General features: G+C 58.6%; 17 protein-coding genes. 3 read left to right on the top strand and 14 right to left on the bottom strand.

The window, feature by feature from the left end; genetic code table 11:
- Positions 1-24: 24 nt before the first annotated feature.
- The 3 genes from PKC29_02155 to PKC29_02145 all read left to right on the top strand — a co-directional run bounded on the left by PKC29_02155 (position 25) and on the right by PKC29_02145 (position 4,023).
- Positions 25-351, top strand: a complete 327-nt coding sequence (locus PKC29_02155; protein ID HML94212.1) for a DMT family protein — start codon at positions 25-27, stop codon at positions 349-351.
- A gap of 16 nt (positions 352-367) precedes the next feature.
- Positions 368-2,053: an AMP-binding protein gene (locus PKC29_02150; protein ID HML94211.1), complete on the top strand. Its 1,686-nt coding sequence runs from the start codon at positions 368-370 to the stop codon at positions 2,051-2,053.
- 194 nt (positions 2,054-2,247) lie between these two features.
- Positions 2,248-4,023 carry a L,D-transpeptidase family protein gene (locus tag PKC29_02145; protein ID HML94210.1) on the top strand — a complete coding sequence of 592 codons (1,776 nt, stop codon included), beginning with the start codon at positions 2,248-2,250 and terminating at the stop codon, positions 4,021-4,023.
- A 27-nt stretch (positions 4,024-4,050) separates the two neighbouring features.
- Here the strand turns inward: PKC29_02145 and PKC29_02140 are convergent, their stop codons facing one another.
- From PKC29_02140 to PKC29_02075, 14 genes are all read right to left on the bottom strand, one after another.
- Positions 4,051-4,254 carry a hypothetical protein gene (locus PKC29_02140; GenBank protein HML94209.1) on the bottom strand — a complete coding sequence of 68 codons (204 nt, stop codon included), beginning with the start codon at positions 4,252-4,254 and terminating at the stop codon, positions 4,051-4,053.
- Positions 4,255-4,386: 132 nt separating this feature from the next.
- Positions 4,387-6,558: a nitrite/sulfite reductase gene (locus PKC29_02135; protein HML94208.1), complete on the bottom strand. Its 2,172-nt coding sequence runs from the start codon at positions 6,556-6,558 to the stop codon at positions 4,387-4,389.
- A gap of 414 nt (positions 6,559-6,972) precedes the next feature.
- Complete coding sequence (locus tag PKC29_02130) at positions 6,973-7,800, bottom strand: ion transporter (protein ID HML94207.1); 828 nt, start codon at positions 7,798-7,800, stop codon at positions 6,973-6,975.
- Positions 7,801-8,151: 351 nt separating this feature from the next.
- Positions 8,152-8,394: a hypothetical protein gene (locus PKC29_02125; protein ID HML94206.1), complete on the bottom strand. Its 243-nt coding sequence runs from the start codon at positions 8,392-8,394 to the stop codon at positions 8,152-8,154.
- An 80-nt stretch (positions 8,395-8,474) separates the two neighbouring features.
- On the bottom strand, positions 8,475-9,710 hold the full coding sequence (locus PKC29_02120; protein HML94205.1) for an alanine racemase: 1,236 nt from the start codon (positions 9,708-9,710) through the stop codon (positions 8,475-8,477).
- A 22-nt stretch (positions 9,711-9,732) separates the two neighbouring features.
- On the bottom strand, positions 9,733-10,677 hold the full coding sequence (locus PKC29_02115) for a cysteine synthase family protein (protein ID HML94204.1): 945 nt from the start codon (positions 10,675-10,677) through the stop codon (positions 9,733-9,735).
- Positions 10,674-12,062 (bottom strand): pyridoxal phosphate-dependent aminotransferase, encoded by a 1,389-nt coding sequence (locus PKC29_02110; protein ID HML94203.1) that lies wholly within the window; start codon positions 12,060-12,062, stop codon positions 10,674-10,676. The genes PKC29_02115 and PKC29_02110 overlap by 4 nt, the downstream gene beginning before the upstream one ends.
- 34 nt (positions 12,063-12,096) lie before the next feature.
- A complete protein-coding gene (locus PKC29_02105; protein HML94202.1) occupies positions 12,097-12,945 on the bottom strand; it encodes a class I SAM-dependent methyltransferase family protein in 849 nt (282 codons plus the stop codon).
- Complete coding sequence (locus PKC29_02100; GenBank protein HML94201.1) at positions 12,935-13,501, bottom strand: ferritin-like domain-containing protein; 567 nt, start codon at positions 13,499-13,501, stop codon at positions 12,935-12,937. Before PKC29_02100 ends, PKC29_02105 begins: the two co-directional genes overlap by 11 nt.
- Before the next feature lie 19 nt (positions 13,502-13,520).
- Positions 13,521-13,970: a hypothetical protein gene (locus PKC29_02095; GenBank protein HML94200.1), complete on the bottom strand. Its 450-nt coding sequence runs from the start codon at positions 13,968-13,970 to the stop codon at positions 13,521-13,523.
- Positions 13,971-14,006: 36 nt separating this feature from the next.
- On the bottom strand, positions 14,007-14,408 hold the full coding sequence (locus tag PKC29_02090; GenBank protein HML94199.1) for an OsmC family protein: 402 nt from the start codon (positions 14,406-14,408) through the stop codon (positions 14,007-14,009).
- Positions 14,401-15,603, bottom strand: coding sequence for an MSMEG_0565 family glycosyltransferase (locus PKC29_02085; protein HML94198.1), 1,203 nt, complete (start codon positions 15,601-15,603; stop codon positions 14,401-14,403). Before PKC29_02085 ends, PKC29_02090 begins: the two co-directional genes overlap by 8 nt.
- Positions 15,590-16,540: a DUF2877 domain-containing protein gene (locus tag PKC29_02080; protein HML94197.1), complete on the bottom strand. Its 951-nt coding sequence runs from the start codon at positions 16,538-16,540 to the stop codon at positions 15,590-15,592. Before PKC29_02080 ends, PKC29_02085 begins: the two co-directional genes overlap by 14 nt.
- A 395-nt stretch (positions 16,541-16,935) precedes the next feature.
- Entirely contained in the window at positions 16,936-18,285 is a 1,350-nt protein-coding gene (locus PKC29_02075; protein ID HML94196.1) for an FAD-dependent oxidoreductase, read from the bottom strand.
- Positions 18,286-18,368: the final 83 nt, after the last annotated feature.

Below are 18,368 nucleotides of genomic sequence, written 5' to 3'. Positions count from 1 at the left end.
TCCGGGGCAAGGAGCCGAGAGAGCATGATAACGGTATTTCTACTTGTGCTTTCCAATATCTTTATGACCATTGCCTGGTACGGACACCTCAAATACACGAGCTTCCCGCTTTGGACCGTGATAATCGCGAGCTGGCTCATAGCGCTCCCGGAATACTGCTTTCAGGTCCCTGCCAACAGGCTCGGTTACGGTCAGTTTTCGGGCGTCGAGCTCAAAACAATACAGGAGATAATCTCGCTCACCGTCTTTTCAGTCTTCAGCGTCATCTACCTGAACGAGCAGTTCAGATGGAATTATCTCGTCGGCTTTGCGTTCCTCGCCGCCGGGGCGTTTTTCATTTTCAGGAAATGACGATATCCTGACAACCATGACTGAACATACGAGGCCCTCGCGAAAGGTCCCCGTCCTGAGAGACAGCCTCGGGATCGGCACCCTTCCGGAGCTGGTCGGCAGGAGCGCCGACATGTACCCGGGGCGGACGGCATACGCCGTGCCCGTAGGAGGCGGGGTTTCGGAGATCACGTACGCCGGGGTCTTCGAGCTCGTCACGAAGCTCGCGAGGCATCTCAGGGAGCTCGGCATAGAAAAGGGAGACCACGTCGCATTGCTCGGCGAGAACAGGCCCGAGTGGGGGATGTCCCTCTTCGCCCTGGCGTGGATCGGCGCCGTCGCCGTGCCGCTCGACGCAAGGGCCCCCGCCGAAAGCCACAAATTCATAATGTCGTTCTCGTCGTGTAAGGCGCTCATAGCCTCGAGAGGGTTCGCGGCAGGCATAGAAGCCGTACGCCGCGAGCTGCCCGGGCTAAGGCACGTTATCCCCATGGAATCCACGGAAGGCCTGCCCGGGAAGTACGCGCACGGGGCGGCGATGGAGAACGTCACCCGCGGCGACCTCCTCGAGATACTCTTCACCTCCGGGACAATGGGCGACCCGAAGGGCGTCATGCTCACGCACGGGAACGTCATTTCGAACGTCGACGACATACACAGGACGATAGAGTACTTCCCGACAGACAGGGCCTTTTCGATACTCCCGATCCATCATTCGTACGAATGCACGGGCGGGCTGATCACGACCTTCGGGAGCGGCATGAGCGTATTCTACGCCCGCGGACTGAAGCCGAGGGAGCTACTCGAAGACATGCTCTCCGCACGTCCCACGATATGGCTGACAGCGCCCCTGATCCTCGAAAAGCTCTGCCTCAGAATCCGGCGCGAGATTGCGCAGCAGACCGGGCTCAAACGCATAGCGGCCGGGCTCATGCCGAGGGGCATTCTTCAAGCGAAGATACGAAAGAGCCTCGGCCTCGACCGGATAAGGATGATAGTCTCCGGAGGGGCCGCGCTCCCGGAATGGGTTTCGTCCGGGCTTTCGGAATACGGCATCGACGTCATACAGGGCTACGGGCTCTCCGAGGCGTCGCCCCTCATAACGGTGAATCCCCTCTCCCACCCGAAGCCCGGGAGCATCGGAATGGTCATACCCAGCGACGAGGTGGAGATAAGGGACGTGAATGACGAGGGCGTGGGGGAAATCGCGGCACGCGGCCCGAACATCATGCAGGGTTATTACAAAAACCCGGGCGCGACCGGTGAAACACTCACCTCCGACGGGTGGCTCCTCACGGGCGACCTCGGATACTGCGACGAGGACGGTTACCTCTACATTACCGGCCGGAAGAAGGCGGTCATCGTAACCCCGGGCGGAAAGAACGTCCACCCCGAGGAGATAGAGGAAAAGCTCACGAAGTCGCCCCTCATAGAAGAAGCGCTCGTATTCAGCCCGGACGACTCGGACATACACGCCGTCATATACCCCTCGTTCGAAGAGGCCGGGCTCAGGCTCCGATCGAAAGGCCTCGCCGGGACGCACGAGAACGTCTGGGAGCTTCTCCGGGATGAAGTCCGTGCGGCGAACGCCGGGCTCGAGCCCTACAAGAGGGTAAGGCATTTCGCCATAAGGACAGAGGAGTTCCCGAAGACCACCACCCGAAAGATAAGACGCTATCTTTTCAGGGACTTAAGGCTCACTCCGGGCACCAGGGTTCTTTAACCGCCGCACCAAAAAATTAATATACCGGATAGCCGAAATATAAGTTTGACATTATAATAATGCCGGGCTGATTCGACGCAAATTTTATTCACAGCGGCGTAAATATCAGCTAATATTAATTTTACGGGGTTATAAAATCACTTTATACAAGTGGTGTGATTTTTTACAGGCAGTCATTTTTAAAGGATAAAAAGATGGGGAAATTTCGGAATATAACCGGAAAAGGGATCTTTGTACTGGTATTCGCGCTCTCGATAAACGGGGTGTTTCTGGCGTGCGCTCCTTCCGGCCAGAAAACCGCTACCGAAGACCTCCAGGACGCGGCTGTCGCCACACCCGCACCGCACGACAGGAATTATCTCACCAACGCGATAAATCAGAAGGTCACGAGCTCTGCGGCCGCCCGCAGCATAACCGTAAGCGGCAGGAACATGAGACTGAGCCCCGCCCTCCCCGCTTTTTACCAGAAACGCGCATACGAAGCGATATGGATAGACGAGAACGGCAACCCCCGCCAGGCCGAAGAGCTGATAGAAGCGGTAAAGGCCGGCTACTACGAAGGGCTCGACCCCGAAGACTACGGCCTCACGCAACTGGAAGCCGTCCTCGAAAAGGTTAAATCGTCGGACGGCAAGGCCGACACCGCGGACCTCGCCGAGCTCGACGTCCAGTTTTCGAACTCCTTCCTTACCTACGCGAACGATCTTTATTACGGCCAGGTCACGCCCGAGCAGATCGACCTCGAGCTCATATTCGGCGAAAGGCGGATCGACCTCGGGGACGTAATGGTCAAAGCCGCTACGGAAGGCACCGTGGAGGAATCGCTGAACGGTCTCCTGCCTGAATATCCCGTTTACGGACAGCTTAAAACCGCGCTCGAAAAATACAGGCAGCTCGAAGCCGCGGGCGGGTGGCGCCCTATACCACCGGGGCCGAAATTCCAGAAAGGCGCCCGCGGGCCTAGGGTCACGGCTCTCAAGCAAAGGCTCGCCGTCACCGGCGAGCTCGACCAGGCCGACCTGTCGAACGACGTCTTCGACCAGGCCCTCGACCAGGCCGTAAGGAAATACCAGGAAAGGAACGGCCTGTACGTAGACGGCGTCGTCGGCGACTCGACGTTCGAGGCGCTAAACGTGCCGGCCGGCGTAAGGGTGAAGCAGATAGAGCTAACCATGGAGAGATGGCGTCTCCTTCCCCAGAGCCTCGGGACGAAATTCGTGCTCGTCAACATAGCCAATTTCCATCTCTACGGCGTCGAGAACAACCGCGACACCCTCGACATGAGGATAGTCGTCGGGAAGCCCGACTGGAACACGCCCATATTCAGCGAGCAGATGACCCACATCGAGCTCAACCCCTACTGGAATATACCTACGAGCATATTCAGGGACGACATAGCGCCCAACATCAAGGCCGACCCCGATTACATGAAGAGGAAGAACATCCAGGCCGTGGGACTCAAGTACCACGAGCCGGAAGAGGGGGCCGACGAGACGGAAGTCGCATCGGCCAGGGAAGAGTACATATCGAAGGTGCTCTCCGGGAACTACAGGCTCAGGCAGAACCCCGGCCCGGCAAACCCGCTCGGCAGGATAAAATTCCTCTTCCCGAACAAGCACTCCGTTTATCTGCATGACACGCCGAACAGGGGCTACTTCAAGCGCGCCCAGAGGAATTTCAGTCACGGCTGCATCAGGGTGGAAAGGCCCTACGAGCTCGCCGAGTTCGTGATGGCGCCCGATCCCGAATGGAGCCACGACGCCATAGAAAAAGCGATAAATTCCGGAAGGACGAGGACCCTCCACCTCGCGGCCCCTCTTCCCGTCTACATACTTTACTTCACGGCGTGGGCCGACGACGACGGAACCGTGAACTTCCACAAGGACATTTACGGGCTTGACCAGGTGCTTCAGAACGCGCTCCTTCAGTCGAAGGGAAGAAGCGCCGGCGTCGCGAGCAGCGTCAACTGACGGCCGCGGCGCTCCATGCGCGTTGGATTATTCCTTTATAATTTCAGTCTGGTTATTGATGATTACCATGTGAATTTCGGCCCTCCGGCCGTCTTCGAACTTCACGAGGTAGGCCGCGCCGACCATCTTCGTTACGCTCCCCTCGATCTCCCCCATCAGGCCCGGGGCATATTCCTCTCCTCCGAGCTTTATCGGTAACACGACTTTGAATTTCGTTCCGGGAACGTACATACGGTTTCTCCTCCGCGGGCAGCCTGTCCCTGTATGATGGCTCGATGATAAATAGAGTATAAATAAAAAATGCCCGGACCGGCATTTTCGAGGAAAGGCCGTGGGCCGGGCAGCTTAAAAATTCTATTCCGGTTAGTTTTTGGTCGTATTCGTGAGGTTAGCCTGAACCCTTTCGCACTCGGCGTATATTTCCTTCGCGATGCCGAGCATTTTATTTGCCAGCTCCTCCGTCGGCTCCTGCCCGGCGAGGTCCTTAAGGCTGCTCGCTACATCGAGCCATTTTTGGTCGGCTTCGCCTGTCCTGACCAGTATATTCTCGAACTCCCACATCGTCTGCTCCGTCGTAAACGGATCGACGAGCTTCGTATACAGCGGAACGTGCGCGCTGTCGGAGCAAGAGTGATAAGATTCCCTTATCGAAGCGGCGTATTCGCCGTGCGCCAGGAAGGCCTCCGCCTGCTGCAAGCGCTTCTGCGCCGCGGCGAATTCGGGGACCCTCTCCTCGACCGTCGCGCCGGCGCACTCGCCCTTTATACCCTTTAAGAGCTCGAACTTCTTGTTCTCGTGCCCCCAGTCCTCGTAAAAGGTCGGGTCGTCCTCGAATGCCGGTATGTCCGTGAACTGCGTTATCTCGTCCTTTATCCTGTCGCGCCCGAGCCTTTCCATGACGACGTCGAAATGCTCGTCGCCGTTCTTTTCGTCCCTGTAAAGCTCTATGAGGTGCTTGACGACCTTCGGCGCGTTCCGCGTCGGAACCTTTATTATCGAAGTCGCAAGACGCGTCTCGTCGCCGTAAAGCCCGCCGCCGACGAACACCTGTTCCGCCGGGACGTTCCTCCCGTCCTTGCTCAGCGACGCCCCCTGGAATCCTATGCTCGCGACGACGTGCTGGGCGCAGGAGTTGGGGCAGCCCGATATCTTGATCCTGAGGTCTTTCGTGAGCTCCTTGTATTCCCCGAGACCGTTAGCCATCCGGCTCGTAAGCTCCCCGGCGAGCCCCTTGGCGGAGGTTATGCCGAGACGGCACGTATCCGCGCCCGGGCACGCGACGACATCCTTGAACGTGTCGGCGCCGGTTTCGGCAAGGTCCGCGTCCCTTAGCGCCGCGTAGAGCGCCGGGAGCGCGCTCTTCGGCACCCACCTTAAAATAAGGTTCTGGAGTATGGTCACCCTGACTTCCGAGGCCGAGAACACGTCGGCCAGGTCCGCGACTATTCTGGCCTTGTCGCTGAGTATATCGCCCAGGTGTATGCGTATGTTCACCATGGCGTAGTCGGGCAAAGCGTGCGGAAGCACGTTCGAATTCTTCCATTTTATATACTGCGGATCGTTCTCTATCCCCTCGGGCGCCCGCGGAATCAGCTCCGGGTCATAAGACGGAGGGGTTTCATTTTCCGGTATGTCTTTAAGGAAGTCGTTCCACGAAGGATCGACCTCCAGGATCTTCCTTTCCTCCTCGACCCTCCTCCTGAACTCGTCCCATCCGAGGGACCTTATGAGGAACTTCATTCGGGCCTTCATCCTGATCTTGCGCTCGCCGTACCTGTCGAAAACGCGTATCACTGCAGCCGAGAGCGGCAGCATCTCCTCTACGGGCATGAAGTCCGTCCAGAGCTCGCCCAGCTGCGGCGCTCCTCCGAGCCCGCCGCCCACGTAAACCTGAAAGCCGCGCTCCGGCTTCCCGTCCGCCTCCCTCACGCGGGCCCTGAAGCCGAGGTCGTGTATCCTGACGCCGGCGTGGTCGATGTCCTGGCAGCTCTCGAAGCAGACCTTGAACTTCCTGCCCATGTTCTGGCAGATCGGGTTTCTAAGCATGAAGTTTTTAAAGGCCTCGGCGTACGGCGTTACGTCGAACGTAGAGGTCGGGGAAACGCCCGCCTGGTGGCACGCGGTGACGTTCCTGACCGTATTGCCACAGGCTTCGCGCGTCGTTATGCCGACGTCGGCGAGCTCGCGCATCAGGTTCGGCACGTTTCTGATAGTTACGAAGTAAAGCTGCACGTCCTGGCGGGTGGTGAGGTGTATGAAGCCTCCGGCGTATTTATCCGCTACGTCCGCGAGGCGCCTGAACTGATCGGAGCTCAAGCCGCCGAACGGTATCTTTATGCGCTGCATCTGGACGCCCGCCTGGCGCTGGGCATAGGTGCCGAGCTGGAGGCGGTATTTCTGGAATTTAATTTCTCCGACAAGGCCCGCCAGGTAATCTTCTACCTTCCCCTCGTATTCGTCGAGCTCCTCCCTTACGACCCTGGGAAGCCCTTCCTTGATCTCCCGCATAGACTTCTTCTTTACCTTAACTTCCATAACTATCCCGTTACCTCCGTTACTTTATTCGACCTGGTATGAAATTACCGGATTGATGTCCCTGCCGGGATAATTCTATATTACCGCACGTACGTGAGCAAATTTATATCTATCCCGCACGAGCCTGAATATCCTTGTATCACCCGGGCACTATTCCGGATTACCCCGTCCGATTTTTGATATTACAACAATCCCCCGCACCATGTTCAGGGTGATGTTGAAAAGGAGTGCAAACGGCGTGCCAGAACCGGCAAGACTCACCTTGAGCCACATAACCCGCCGTCCTGACTCACATATCCATTTTACAGCCGATTTAGACCGAATGCTACGAGCTGCAATGATGAATAATAAATATACAATTCACTGTACGCAGAGTATCAAAAATAACCGGCTTGGGTACAGGGGTGAGAAAACCTAAAGCTTCTCCCCGCAGTATTTACAGTAAGACGCGTCGCTCTCGTGCCCTTCCCTCCCGCAGCCCGGACACGCCTTCGCCGTCATGGCGGCTGCATGTTTCCCGAAGGCCCTCGAGAACTCGACCCCGACGATCCCCGTCGGAACGGCGATTATGCTGTAGCCGACTATCATTATCACGACAGAAATGGCCTGACCGACAGGGGTTTGCGGCGACATGTCACCGTATCCCACGGTAGTCAGCGTGACTATCGCCCAGTAAACGCTCAGGGGGATGTTGTGGAACCCGTGCTCGGTGCCTTCGACTATATACATCATCGAGCCGAGTATGACGACTATCGTGAGTATTGCGAAGAGGAATACGGTTATTTTCTGGACGCTGGCCCTGAGCGCGGTGACTATGAACTCGGCCTCGCCGACATATCTCGTGAGCTTGAGCACCCTGAATATCCTTAGGACGCGGAGTATCCTGATGACGAGGAGAAAGCGCGCTCCGGGAAAGAGAATGTCGAGATAGGTGGGTATGACGGTCAGAAGGTCCACGACGCCGAAAAAGCTCGTCCCGTATTTCAGCGGACGGCTCACCGTAACGAGGCGCAGTATATATTCGATCGTGAAGATTATCGTGAAGACCCATTCGAGGACGTAAAGCAGGCGGCCGTACCTGGCCGCGATCGAGCTCACGCTGTCCAGCATCACGGCGATCACGCTCGCGAAAATGCAGACGATGAGAACTTCGTCGAACAGCCTCCCGGCACGCGTGTTCGATTCGAAAATTATCTTTCGGAGCTTTTCCCTCAAGCTCTCTTGTTTTCTGGAGGGATTCATCCTGTCTCCTGCCCGGCATTACTATCGTGAATTATAGTACCTTTGAAGGGGAGAGGAAAACGAAAGAGTAAAGTTACGGGCGGCGAAGAACGAATATATCCTTGTCCAAGCTACGCCGGTCTCCTGCAGGTGTGGCCCGGATACGTAGTGTCTTTTTCGGCGCAGCGCGGGAGGTGCCGTGATCTCCTGAAGCGCGGCGGGTGCTAACGGCAATATGCCGCTACTTCGGATTCCAACGGGCGTGGCCCGCAGTTTTCGAAGGAGCATGTCGGGAGATTCATTGCAGCGGACGCACGGAGAGAGAATCCCACCCTTCCCATGCTATGCCGGTTTCCAGCACGCGTGGCGTGCCTAGATGCTGTATTTCTGCCTGAACTTCTTTATGTCTTCGCTGACTTCTGTAGAAAGCGGCGTCTTTTCGGCCCGGGAGAATATAGTTTTTAGGATGCGCTTCTCGTCCTCGTCCACGACCTTGTCCTCGAGCGCGATCCTTTCGAGCATTTTAAGCTCTTCCTCGCTTACAGTGCCGTCGTTTGCGAATACGACGAGAAAGGAATAACCCATAAGCTGCTTTGCACCCGAATCTGAGCTCATCACGATATCCTCCTGCGGATAATTATAAATCCTCGGCACTATTATAGACAGGAATTATTAAGAAGATATTAAGGATAAAACTACTTGAAGAATGCGCTCTCGACCGTCTCCCGCTCCCTTACGACGCGCGCCGCGCCGTTGTCGAGGAGAATAATCGGCGGGCGCGGGAATATGAACGTTCCCGACTGCGGGATGTTGTAGGCCCCGACGTTCCTGATTACGATCCTGTCGCCCGGAGCGAGCGGTGGAAGGGCCGCCCTCGTTACGATGTCCGTCTGGAGACAGAGCGGCCCGTAAACTATCGTCTCTTTCGGCTCGCCTTCCGGATTTCCCGGGAGCTCCACCGTCTGGTGCCGCCAGAAAGACGTCGGAAGGAGGTTCACACCGGCGTCTATAACGACGGCTCGCCCGCCGCCTGAAAGGTCCTTCGACGAAACTACCGTCGCTATTAGATCGACGGCGTCGCCGACTACGGCGCGGCCGGGCTCCAGGATAAGAAGCGGCGGCTCGCTATCCTCGAACCCTGCCAGGAGCGGCGCTGTAACGGCATCGACGTACGGCCCGAGCGCGCCCACGGACGGGAATCCCCCGCCCATGTCTATGTATTCTATCTTTATGCCGTGACGCGATTCGAGGTCTTTCGCCAGGCGCGCGAGATTCTCCGCCGCCCTTCTGTAGGCGTCGGGATTTTTAGGCCATATGAGCTCTATGTCGCGCGCGGGAGAGCCCTCCTCTCCCCCGGGCCTTATGATATAGCTCGTCAGGTGTATGTGAAGCCCGGCGACCCTTATACCGGCGGCCGCGCATTCAAGGGCGGCTTTCTCGGCCTCCCCGGATTCGAAGTTAAAGCCGAACCTGTCGGGGAGCTGGTTTATGCCGACGTCCGTGCTTACCCTTATACCGGCGGCAATCCCGCCACCCCTCGCCGCTGCGATGTGCTTCAGCGTTTCGAGCTCGTCCCGGTTATCGACGTTCACGAGCGCACCTTCGTCGAGAGCCCTTTCGAGCTCTTCCCTCGTCTTGTAGGGGCCGTTGAATACGATGGAGGTTCCGGGGACGCCGAGCCTCCGCGCGAGCTCGTACTCGAACCCCGATGCGACTTCCGCCCACGTGCCGTCCCTGTGCACGACTTCGAGTATTCCCGGTATGGAGCCCACCTTGTACGAATAGGAGACCGCTAACCTGGGATAGCGCGACGAGAATTCACGTCTCAGGGCTTCGAGGTTGGCGGTTATCGCTTCGGCGGAGGCGACGAAGAGCGGCGAGCCGTATTCTTCTACGAGTGCGTCCGCATCATATACCGGGACTTTCTTCATATCGGTTTACAGGATACCGCGGTCACGACTCCCCGGTATACCTCGAAAGGTATTTGAGCCCCGTGTCGGGCAAGACGGCCACTATGCGCTCCCGGCCCTTCGTCCCGGCCGCATAGGCCAGCGCCGCCGCTACCACGGCGCCGCCCGATTCCCCGACGAGCAGGCCCTCGCGCCTTACGAGCTCGTGCACCATCCTCCGCGCGTCCCCCTCACCCACCTGGAGCACGTCGTCTATGCAGCTAAAATCGACCACGCTCGGTATGAAGTTCTTCCCTATGCCCTCTATGTCGAAGGCCGAGGCCTCGCCCACGACCCCGTCGCGGCTATAGCCCTTAAAAACGGACCCGACCGGCTCGACGCCGATTATCCTGACGCCCCGCTTCATCTCCTTGAGGTACGTCCCGATGCCGGTTATCGTGCCGCCCGTCCCCATCCCGCAGAGGACTGCGTCCACTTCGCCGCCGGTGTCGCGCCATATCTCGGGTCCGGTAGTTTTATAATGTGCTTCGGGGTTCAGCTTGTTGAAGTACTGGTTCACGTAAAACGCCCCGCGCTCGCGCGCGATCCTGTGGGCTACCTTGTAACAGCTCCTTTCGTCCGACGGCGGAAGGCCCCTCGGGGTGAGGACGACTTCGGCTCCGTAGAGCTTTAACGCCTGGATTTTTTCGGTGCTTATGGATTCGGGGAGCGTGAATACGCACTTGTATCCCTTCACGGCGCCGACGAGCGCAAGCGCGACGCCCATGTTCCCCGACGTCGCCTCGACTATCGTATCGCCCGGCTTGAGCGCGCCCCTTCGCTCGGCGTCCTCGACTATATACCTCGCAACCCTGTCCTTAACGCTCCCGCTCGGGTTATAGAACTCGAGCTTCGCGTATATCTCGCTTTCGAGCCCCTCCGCGACACTGTTCAGCCTCACGAGCGGCGTGTCGCCTATGAGATCGAGAATGCCGGTCCTGAGGCTCATGACCCGCCCTTTATCCGTTCGAGTATGGTTTTCGCGCGGGCCGTCTTCCTCCGGGAGAAGAAGTCGATGAGCGCCTCCCTGTAAGCGCCGCTCTTTGCCTCGGCTATAGCCTCCGGAAGTGCTTCGCGGAGCTTCGTGAACGCCCGGAGGTCCGGCCGCGAGATATTGAGCCTGACGAACCTTTCGGCCCCTACGTCGCCGAGCCCGTCTCCCGGGTAAACGGCCACCCGACGCTTGAAGAGCGATACCGTAAGCTCCTGCGCCGTAACGCCCGTCCCGGATACGTCTATAACCATCGAAAAGCCGTACCGGGGCTCGACGGGAATGGATACGCCGTCCGTCGCGGTGACTATTTCCTTAACGAGGGCGAAATTCCGCCTGATTATCTCCTGCGACCTTTGAACGTACGCGCGGTCTTCGAGCGCGGCCAGCGCGCCGTACTGCGCGACGAGGTTCGTGTTGAGCCGCGTGAGCGAGGTCTTGGTTATGAGGCAGGCGCGCACGAGCTCGGTGTTCCCGGCGAGAAACCCTATCCTCACGCCGGCCATGCCGTAGCCGTGCGAAAGGCTGAACGTGCAGAGGACGTTGTCCGTGTTCGTGTCCTTGTAAAGCGACGTCATCGGATGGTGCCGGGCCTCGGGGTCTATCCGCTGCGTGTCGTGCGTAATGTCGTTGACGACGATTATCCCGCGGCCCGCGGCGAGCTCCGTAATAGCGATAAGCTCGTCCTTTGTCTGGACCGTCCCGAAGGGATTCAGCGGATCGCATACTATTATCACTTTCGTCCGGGGCGTGATGCGGGACTCGACTTCCGAGGGATCGAGCCTGTAGCCGTTCCCCTTCCCGAGCGGGATTCTCACGGGGCGTCCCCCCGCCATGAGTATCGAGGATTCGAAATGAAAGTAGCCGGGGTCCGTGATTATCACCTCGTCCCCCGGGTTGAGCACTGTCTGGAGAGCGTACGATATGGCCGCCTGGCTGCCCTCGGTGCCTATCACCTCGAAATCTGCGCTACGCTCACGCCCGAATTTCATCTCGGCGCACGCGTTCCTGAGAGGCGTGATGAGGTCGGGCGAGTAAGGGTTTATATTCTCCGCCACCGTACGCTCACGCATCGCCTTGACCGCGCTTTCCGGCGGCCCAGCGTAGCACGTCATCCACCCGAAGTCGGCCCACTCCTCCTGGTCGAGATCGATGCGCCCTTCCCTGTATACTTCAACCGGGTCGAGGCCGAGTATGCCTATAGCGTCCCTGTAGGTCATGTAATTCCACATGCCGTGATGGCTGTCGATTACCGACCGCACCCTGTCCGACAAAACCTTCCCCACGAGAGGCGATTCGTCTTCGCCGCCCGCCCATCCGAGCACAAACCTTTCCTTTTTCATGAATTCCTCTTCGTTGTCATAGTGATAACCGAAACTAATTCCTCACGAGGACCACGGCGTAAATGCCGTAAGGGTCCATCCTTACGACGGGGTCCCTGAACCCGGCCTCCTCGGCCCAGCCTATGACGAGGTCCTTGTCGCGAAGGTGCCAGACGCAGGGCTCCCCGTCCTGGTTTACGAGCGTCCGCGCTATGAGCTCGATCTGCTCGTTATACGTCTGCACGTTAAAGAGGAGCGCCTCGGGAGCGACTATCTCGCGGAGGTCGGCGAGGTGTTTTTTCACGAGCCCGTCGTCGTGTATTATGCCGTAGAGGCCGGCCTCTATAGCGAGGCCCGGACGCCGGGGAATGCGGCGGAGGCTTTCCGTGTCGAGGGCGTCTCCCACTTCGAAGCTGACACTGCCCCCGAGGCCGAGGCCGAGCGCTGTCTCGCGGCTTTCGGCAAGGGCTTTTTCGCTTATGTCGCGGAGGAGGACTTTCACGTTCGCGCCCGTATCCCCGAGGACGTCGAATATATAATCGGCCTTCCCCGAGGCGAGGTCGACGATGAACGTTTCCCGCCCGGCCCTCTCGTTTATAAAACCGGATATCGCCTCTATCTGTATCTGCTTTACGGCGCGGAAGGCCTTGCACGTCGTCTGATCCAGGAAGGCGGCGTCGAGCGCCCTGCCGACGAACGATTTTCCGCGCGGAACGTTTTCGTATATGTAATTCATTATCATCCCCGAATCGAACCCGTGCCGGAACCCGGTATCTATACCGTCCGAGAGGCGTCCGACGGTCCTCAGGAAAAACCCGGCGGCGAGATAGAGATATTTCTTCGGATCGCTCCAGCCGAGGGGCCGCCTGAGCTCCTCGAAGGACGGTATGCTTTTACGAGACATACCATTTTATCTCCTCGTCTTCCCTGTCGGCGTAGATTTCGTCGGCGACCTTCTTCACCTCTTCGGCCCGTTTTTTGAGCTCCGGCGTTTTGGCGTTCTCGGCGAAATATTTTTCGAGGTAAGCGAGATGCTCTCTCACGTCCACGTGCACCTCTTCCACTATCTTTTTACTCTCCGGGTCCGCCGCGCTTTCGTACACGTCCAGGAGCGCCGAAAAGTGAATCAGCGACCCCCACGCGTAAGCCATGTCGTCGAACGTGTCGTCGTAACCTTCGAGTATGTCGTATATCCTCTGCCCTATTGCCGGCGGCGCATAGGTCTCGGGCGTCTCACCGAGCTCGCGGGCCCTGTCCGAAAAGAGCTTCGCATGCCGGGCGTTGTCCGCGATTATGCGGGCGGCGACGAGCTTCGTGTCGAGGTCTTTTATCGATTTCAGCTTCCCTCCGAAGAGGTCCACCCACGCCAGCATGCCGTACGTATGCCTGCTGAACGCGCGGGCGAGGCGCTTCGGATCGGAAAGGACTTCTCTCAACCTGTCGGGATTTCTTATGCTCATTCTTTATCCTTTTTCAGTATCAGTACATTTTCTTGAGTATTTCGAGGACCTTTTCGTCGCCCTTCGCCGGGACTTCCCAATCGACCTGTATCGTCTTCACGCCCTGCGCGTCGAGGGCCTCCTTGAATATGTCGAGCCCTATATTTATGACGCGCATTTCCTGCCCGAGAATATCGCTCCCTTTCCCGGTTTTCGAAGAAGACGCGGTGACGGCCGTTTCCATCTCCGAGAGCGCCGCGTCGGCCGCGTCTTCGGAGTCGGCCTCGACGACCATCACGAGGTCCGAGCCCGAGGCCGCGTTTATATCGTCCGTCACGAGGCCCGCGTCCCTGAGCGCGTACTTGGCCTTGTCCGTCGCCATCACGGCGACCGCCTTGTTGACGCCTTCCCTTCCGGACATGCTCTTCGATATGCGCATGAGCCTGAGTGCGTCCTGGAAGTAATTCTTCTTTATAATGAATTTCAGCACTAAAATACCTCTCCCGTTTTCATTTCTATTGCGTCCTTATTCACCCGGCCGCGCGGTTTCGTAATCTATCGGGCAGGACTGCGTTACCGCGTTACTGACGAAGCAGTATCTTTTCGCGAGCGGTACGATGGTTTCGAGGTCGGCCTCGGAAAGGGTGCTTATAACCCTCACGACTATACGCCTGAAGGTGAAGTTTTTCGGATCCGTATGGCCGAAAGCCCTGACTATCATGTCGCCGACGCTGATTTTCCTGTTCCTGGCTGCGTAAACGAGCGCCATGCAGAAGCACGACGCAATCGACGCCAGGAACAGCTCGGTCGGCATCATGCCCGTGTCGTCGCCGCTGTACTGCGGGGGCTCGTCCACCGGGACTTCGAACTGCCGCGCCGTCACTTCCACCCGGTACTTCTTTTTCCAGACCGCTTCCACCTCAAGCATGGCTTCCCGCCCGTTTTATATTTTTTCCACTCCTCTCCTCCAGTATCGAGCCGTAAAGCTCCGCGTGCCTCCGCGCCGCGCTCTCCCAGCTGTAAAACCGCGCCGTCTCGTCGCCCTTCGCCGCAAGGCGCGCCGCCAGCTCCGGGTCCTCCACAATTTCGAGTATGCCGCGCGCGAGCCCCTTGTAGTCCGCGGGATCGACGAGGACGGCGTTCTCTCCGTTTGTGAGGAATTCCGTCATCGGCGGAATGTTCGACGACACGACCGGCACGCCCCCCGACATAGCCTCCAGGAGCACGAGCCCCCAGCCCTCCTTCACCGACGGAAACGCGAACACGTCGGCCGAAGCATAAAGGAGCGGCATCTTCCCCGCCGGCACGCTTCCGAGCACTATCACGTCCGAATTTTCCCCGAGCCCGAGCCGCGAGAGCTCCGAGAAAAACTCGTGCCTGTAGGCCCTGTAATCGAAGAGCGTCTCGCCGCCGCCTATAAGCCATACGAGCCTCTCGCCCTGTGTTTTCAAATAGGCCCTTGCGGCATTGTACGCGTGGAGCACGGTTATCGTGTTCTTCCGGGGCTCGATGCCGCCGATGCTCAGCATCACCTTTGCCCCCCCGGCCCCGAATTCCTTCTTTGCGGCCTCTTTATCCCCGCCGCGAGCGGAGCTGTAGGTTCCGTAATCGACGCCGTTATTTATGACTACCGAATCGAGCGAATATTTCGCCTCGAGCTCCCGTTTCCAGTGCTCGCTCACGGCGATCAGGTAATCGGGCTCCCGGAGACTCTTGTCCTGACATTCGATGAGACACGTGGACGTAAAGTCGTCCACGTGATGCACGGTCCTCACGTAACTGTCGATGAGCCCTTTCTCGCGAAGGTTAAGGAGCGCGTTCGCGGATATGCAGTCCTCGGCGTGGAGTATGTCGTAATCGAGGCCCCCCGCCGCGAGGTAGGAGGTATACGTATCGATGTAGTCCGTAATCTTGTCGTCGATGCCCCGGTATTCCTTGACGGGACACTGTATCAGCGTATGCGGGAACGCCACCTCGGACGGAAAGCCCTTCCCCGTCGAAAGGGCGTATACGTGCACGTCGTGGCCGAGACGCGCGAGGCTTTCGGCCAGGTTTATCGTGTGTGTGACGCCCCCCCTGGGCTTCGTCGAATACGTGAGCAGCGCAATCCTAAACCGTTTCATTGAGCTCCTCCAGCTCGATGCGCGAAATCAGGAACCTCATGCCGTAATATATGCCGACGGCGGTATCCGAGCCCGACGTCTCGCCCATTTTCACGAGCGTCCTGGACACGGCCGCGACCTCGTCCGGGTTCTTCGAGACTATCGCGTAAACGAGCTCCCACGCCGGGGCCGGGGCTTCGCCGCGTGCGGCCTCGGCCAGGTAGCTTACGCTGTATATGGTGGTTTTATCCTTGGCCCTTTTTATTATTTCTTCGGAGAACTTATCTACGAACCCGGGGAGAGCGCGGTCCTTCTCGTTCAGCAGGAGACCTATGCCCCGTTTGAGTCCGAAGACGAGCCCCGCGAGAAAATCGTCGCACGAAGGCGTAAGCCCCGGGCCGAGCCCGAGTATCAGCCCCGCGTTTTCCGCCGCGCCGTTCAAGTCGCCGGAAAAGAGGCACCACATGAGCCTTTCTATATATGGCCGCGCCCTTTCGGATACGGACGGCTTCTGCTCCTTTAGGAACACCTCCATAGGCCCCCTGAGCTCGACGCTTTCCAGAAGAGGCACGAGCCCCTCGCGCGAGGGATGTGTATATATAACGTCGCGGAGCACCCTCATGTTGAGGTTCATCTCCTCGAGGCCGAGCCGCCCCTCGGGCGCCGGCGGCGCGTTCCATATCCTGGCTTCGGACAGGTCTACCGTGAAGCCGTCCGCGGCGGTGCGAAGCGCTTCCCCCGAGGCGGTTATCACATCTCCCTCTCCTATACCGGCAGATTTGAAATCCGTATGCGCGTCGCTGAAAACAGCTATAGAGGCGGGGCCGATGTAATCCTTTTCGGTAACAAGCTTCACGAGTGTATCTCCTTCGCCCTTCAAATAAACCGCGTGCTCGAAGACCCCCTCGACCACCGCTCTTTCACCCCGTTCCAGTATTTCCCCCGCTCTGTATCCCACTGTCTCTGCTTTAAATCTTGTTTCGCTCATAGCTTGTGCGGAAGGGTTCCGTCAGGCAGCGCGCACACGAGTGTCGGCCCGCGGCTAAGCCGTTTCCAGGCACCTGTCCGGTAAATCAATTATATTTCTTCCAATGGGGCCGCCTCCCCGGGTACGATGCAAGGAGAATAATCTTCCTCCGGATGCTCCACGGAACGGCGAGGTAAACCGGGACGAAAATATTCCTCCAGAAAAAGGGACCGGGCCCCCCTTCGCGGTAAGGTTTCGCGCACGCTTCCGGGTACCGCGAAATCATCCGGTCGTCCGCGGCTTCCATAAGATATTTTTCAGCGTTCTCTCTCAGCCAGCTTCCAAAAGCCATGACCTAACCTCCCGAAACGTTCAGTGAAATCCCTTCAGCCCTTCTGCTTAAGGTTTGCGAGCCCTGCCTGGGCCGCGAGCGCTATAGGTTCCATGAGAGCCCCTATCGGCGGCGAGTAGACGTTCTCCATCCACGCGAGCTCTTCGAGCTTGACCCCGCGCTTTATGACGAACGCGAGGAAGTCGGCGCGCTCCTTTATGCCCTCGCCGCCCGACATCTGCGCCCCGAGCACGCGGTGCGTATCCGGGTCGGCTATGAGCTTCACCCTCAGCCTGCCTACCCCGGGGTAGTACCTCGCCCGCGATATGCCCGTCGCGAAGGCGACTATGTGCGGTATGCCGAGCGCCTTGTGGAGAGTCTCGCCCATCGATACGCCGCCCACCTGCACCTGTCCGCCGACCATGCCCCAGGGTATGAAAACCGGGTCGTAGGCGCGGTCCTCCCCCACTGCGTTCGCGGCGGCGATGCGGCCCTGCGAATACGCGTGGCTGCCCGAGAGCCCCTGTATGGGGATGTCGGTCACGCCGTGCACGACCTCGGCGCAGTCCCCGGCCGCGTACACGTCCTTGGCCGACGTCCGCATGTGGTCGTCTACGAGTATCCCGCCGGTCGAGCCGATTTCGAGCCCGGCGGCGCGCGCGAGACGGTTGTTCGGCTTTTTCGGGAAGGCGACGACGACCGAGTCGCACTCTATCTCGCCCGTGGTCGTGACGACGGATTTAACCTTCCCGCCCTCGCCCCTGAATTCGAGGACCTTGGTCCCGAAGTGGAGCTTCGCCCCCATCTCTTCGAGCGATTCCTTGACGGGCTCCATGATGTCGGGGTCGGCGACCTCCGACATTATCCACGCCCCTTCTTCGACGAGGTGCGTTTCGAGCCCCCTGTGCGCGAGGTTCCCCGTCATCTCTATCCCGAGCGGCGTCGCGCACACGACGACCACCTTCTTTATCGTGTCGAGGAACTTGTCGTACTCCATCGCGCGCCTTATGTTCTTAACATAATGAACGCCTTCGAGGTCGATGCCGGGTATATCCTGGATGTCGTACTCGAAGCCGGTCGCGATTATGAGCCGGTCCCATCCGTAAGACTCCGTCCCCGCGCTTATGGTGCGGTTCTTGATGTCTATGCCGGTAACGGTAGTCCTGAGCTTTAGATCGATGCCTATCTTCGCGTAATGCTCCGACGTCTGGAGGAAGAGATTCTCGAAGCTCGGAATCTCCCGCCCGTGTACGAACGGTATGCCGCACGGGCTGTAGGCGACGTCCTCGAATTCCGAAAAGAGTGTCACGGAAGCGTCCGGCGCCAGGGATTTCGAAGTCGAAGCGGACGAAATCCCGCCGGCGCCCCCGCCTATTATCACTATTCGCAGTTTATCTTGAGCCATGTAATCTACCTTTTAAATTTTATATGCCCGGCCCACCGCCCCGGCTCCCGCCGGCCCCCCGAAACGAGGAGCCGGCCGACTGG

It is taken from the genome of Thermodesulfobacteriota bacterium, assembly GCA_035325995.1.
In the GTDB taxonomy this organism is placed as follows: domain Bacteria; phylum Desulfobacterota_D; class UBA1144; order Nemesobacterales; family UBA2774; genus JADLGH01.
This window is presented reverse-complemented; position numbering and strand designations above follow the sequence as displayed.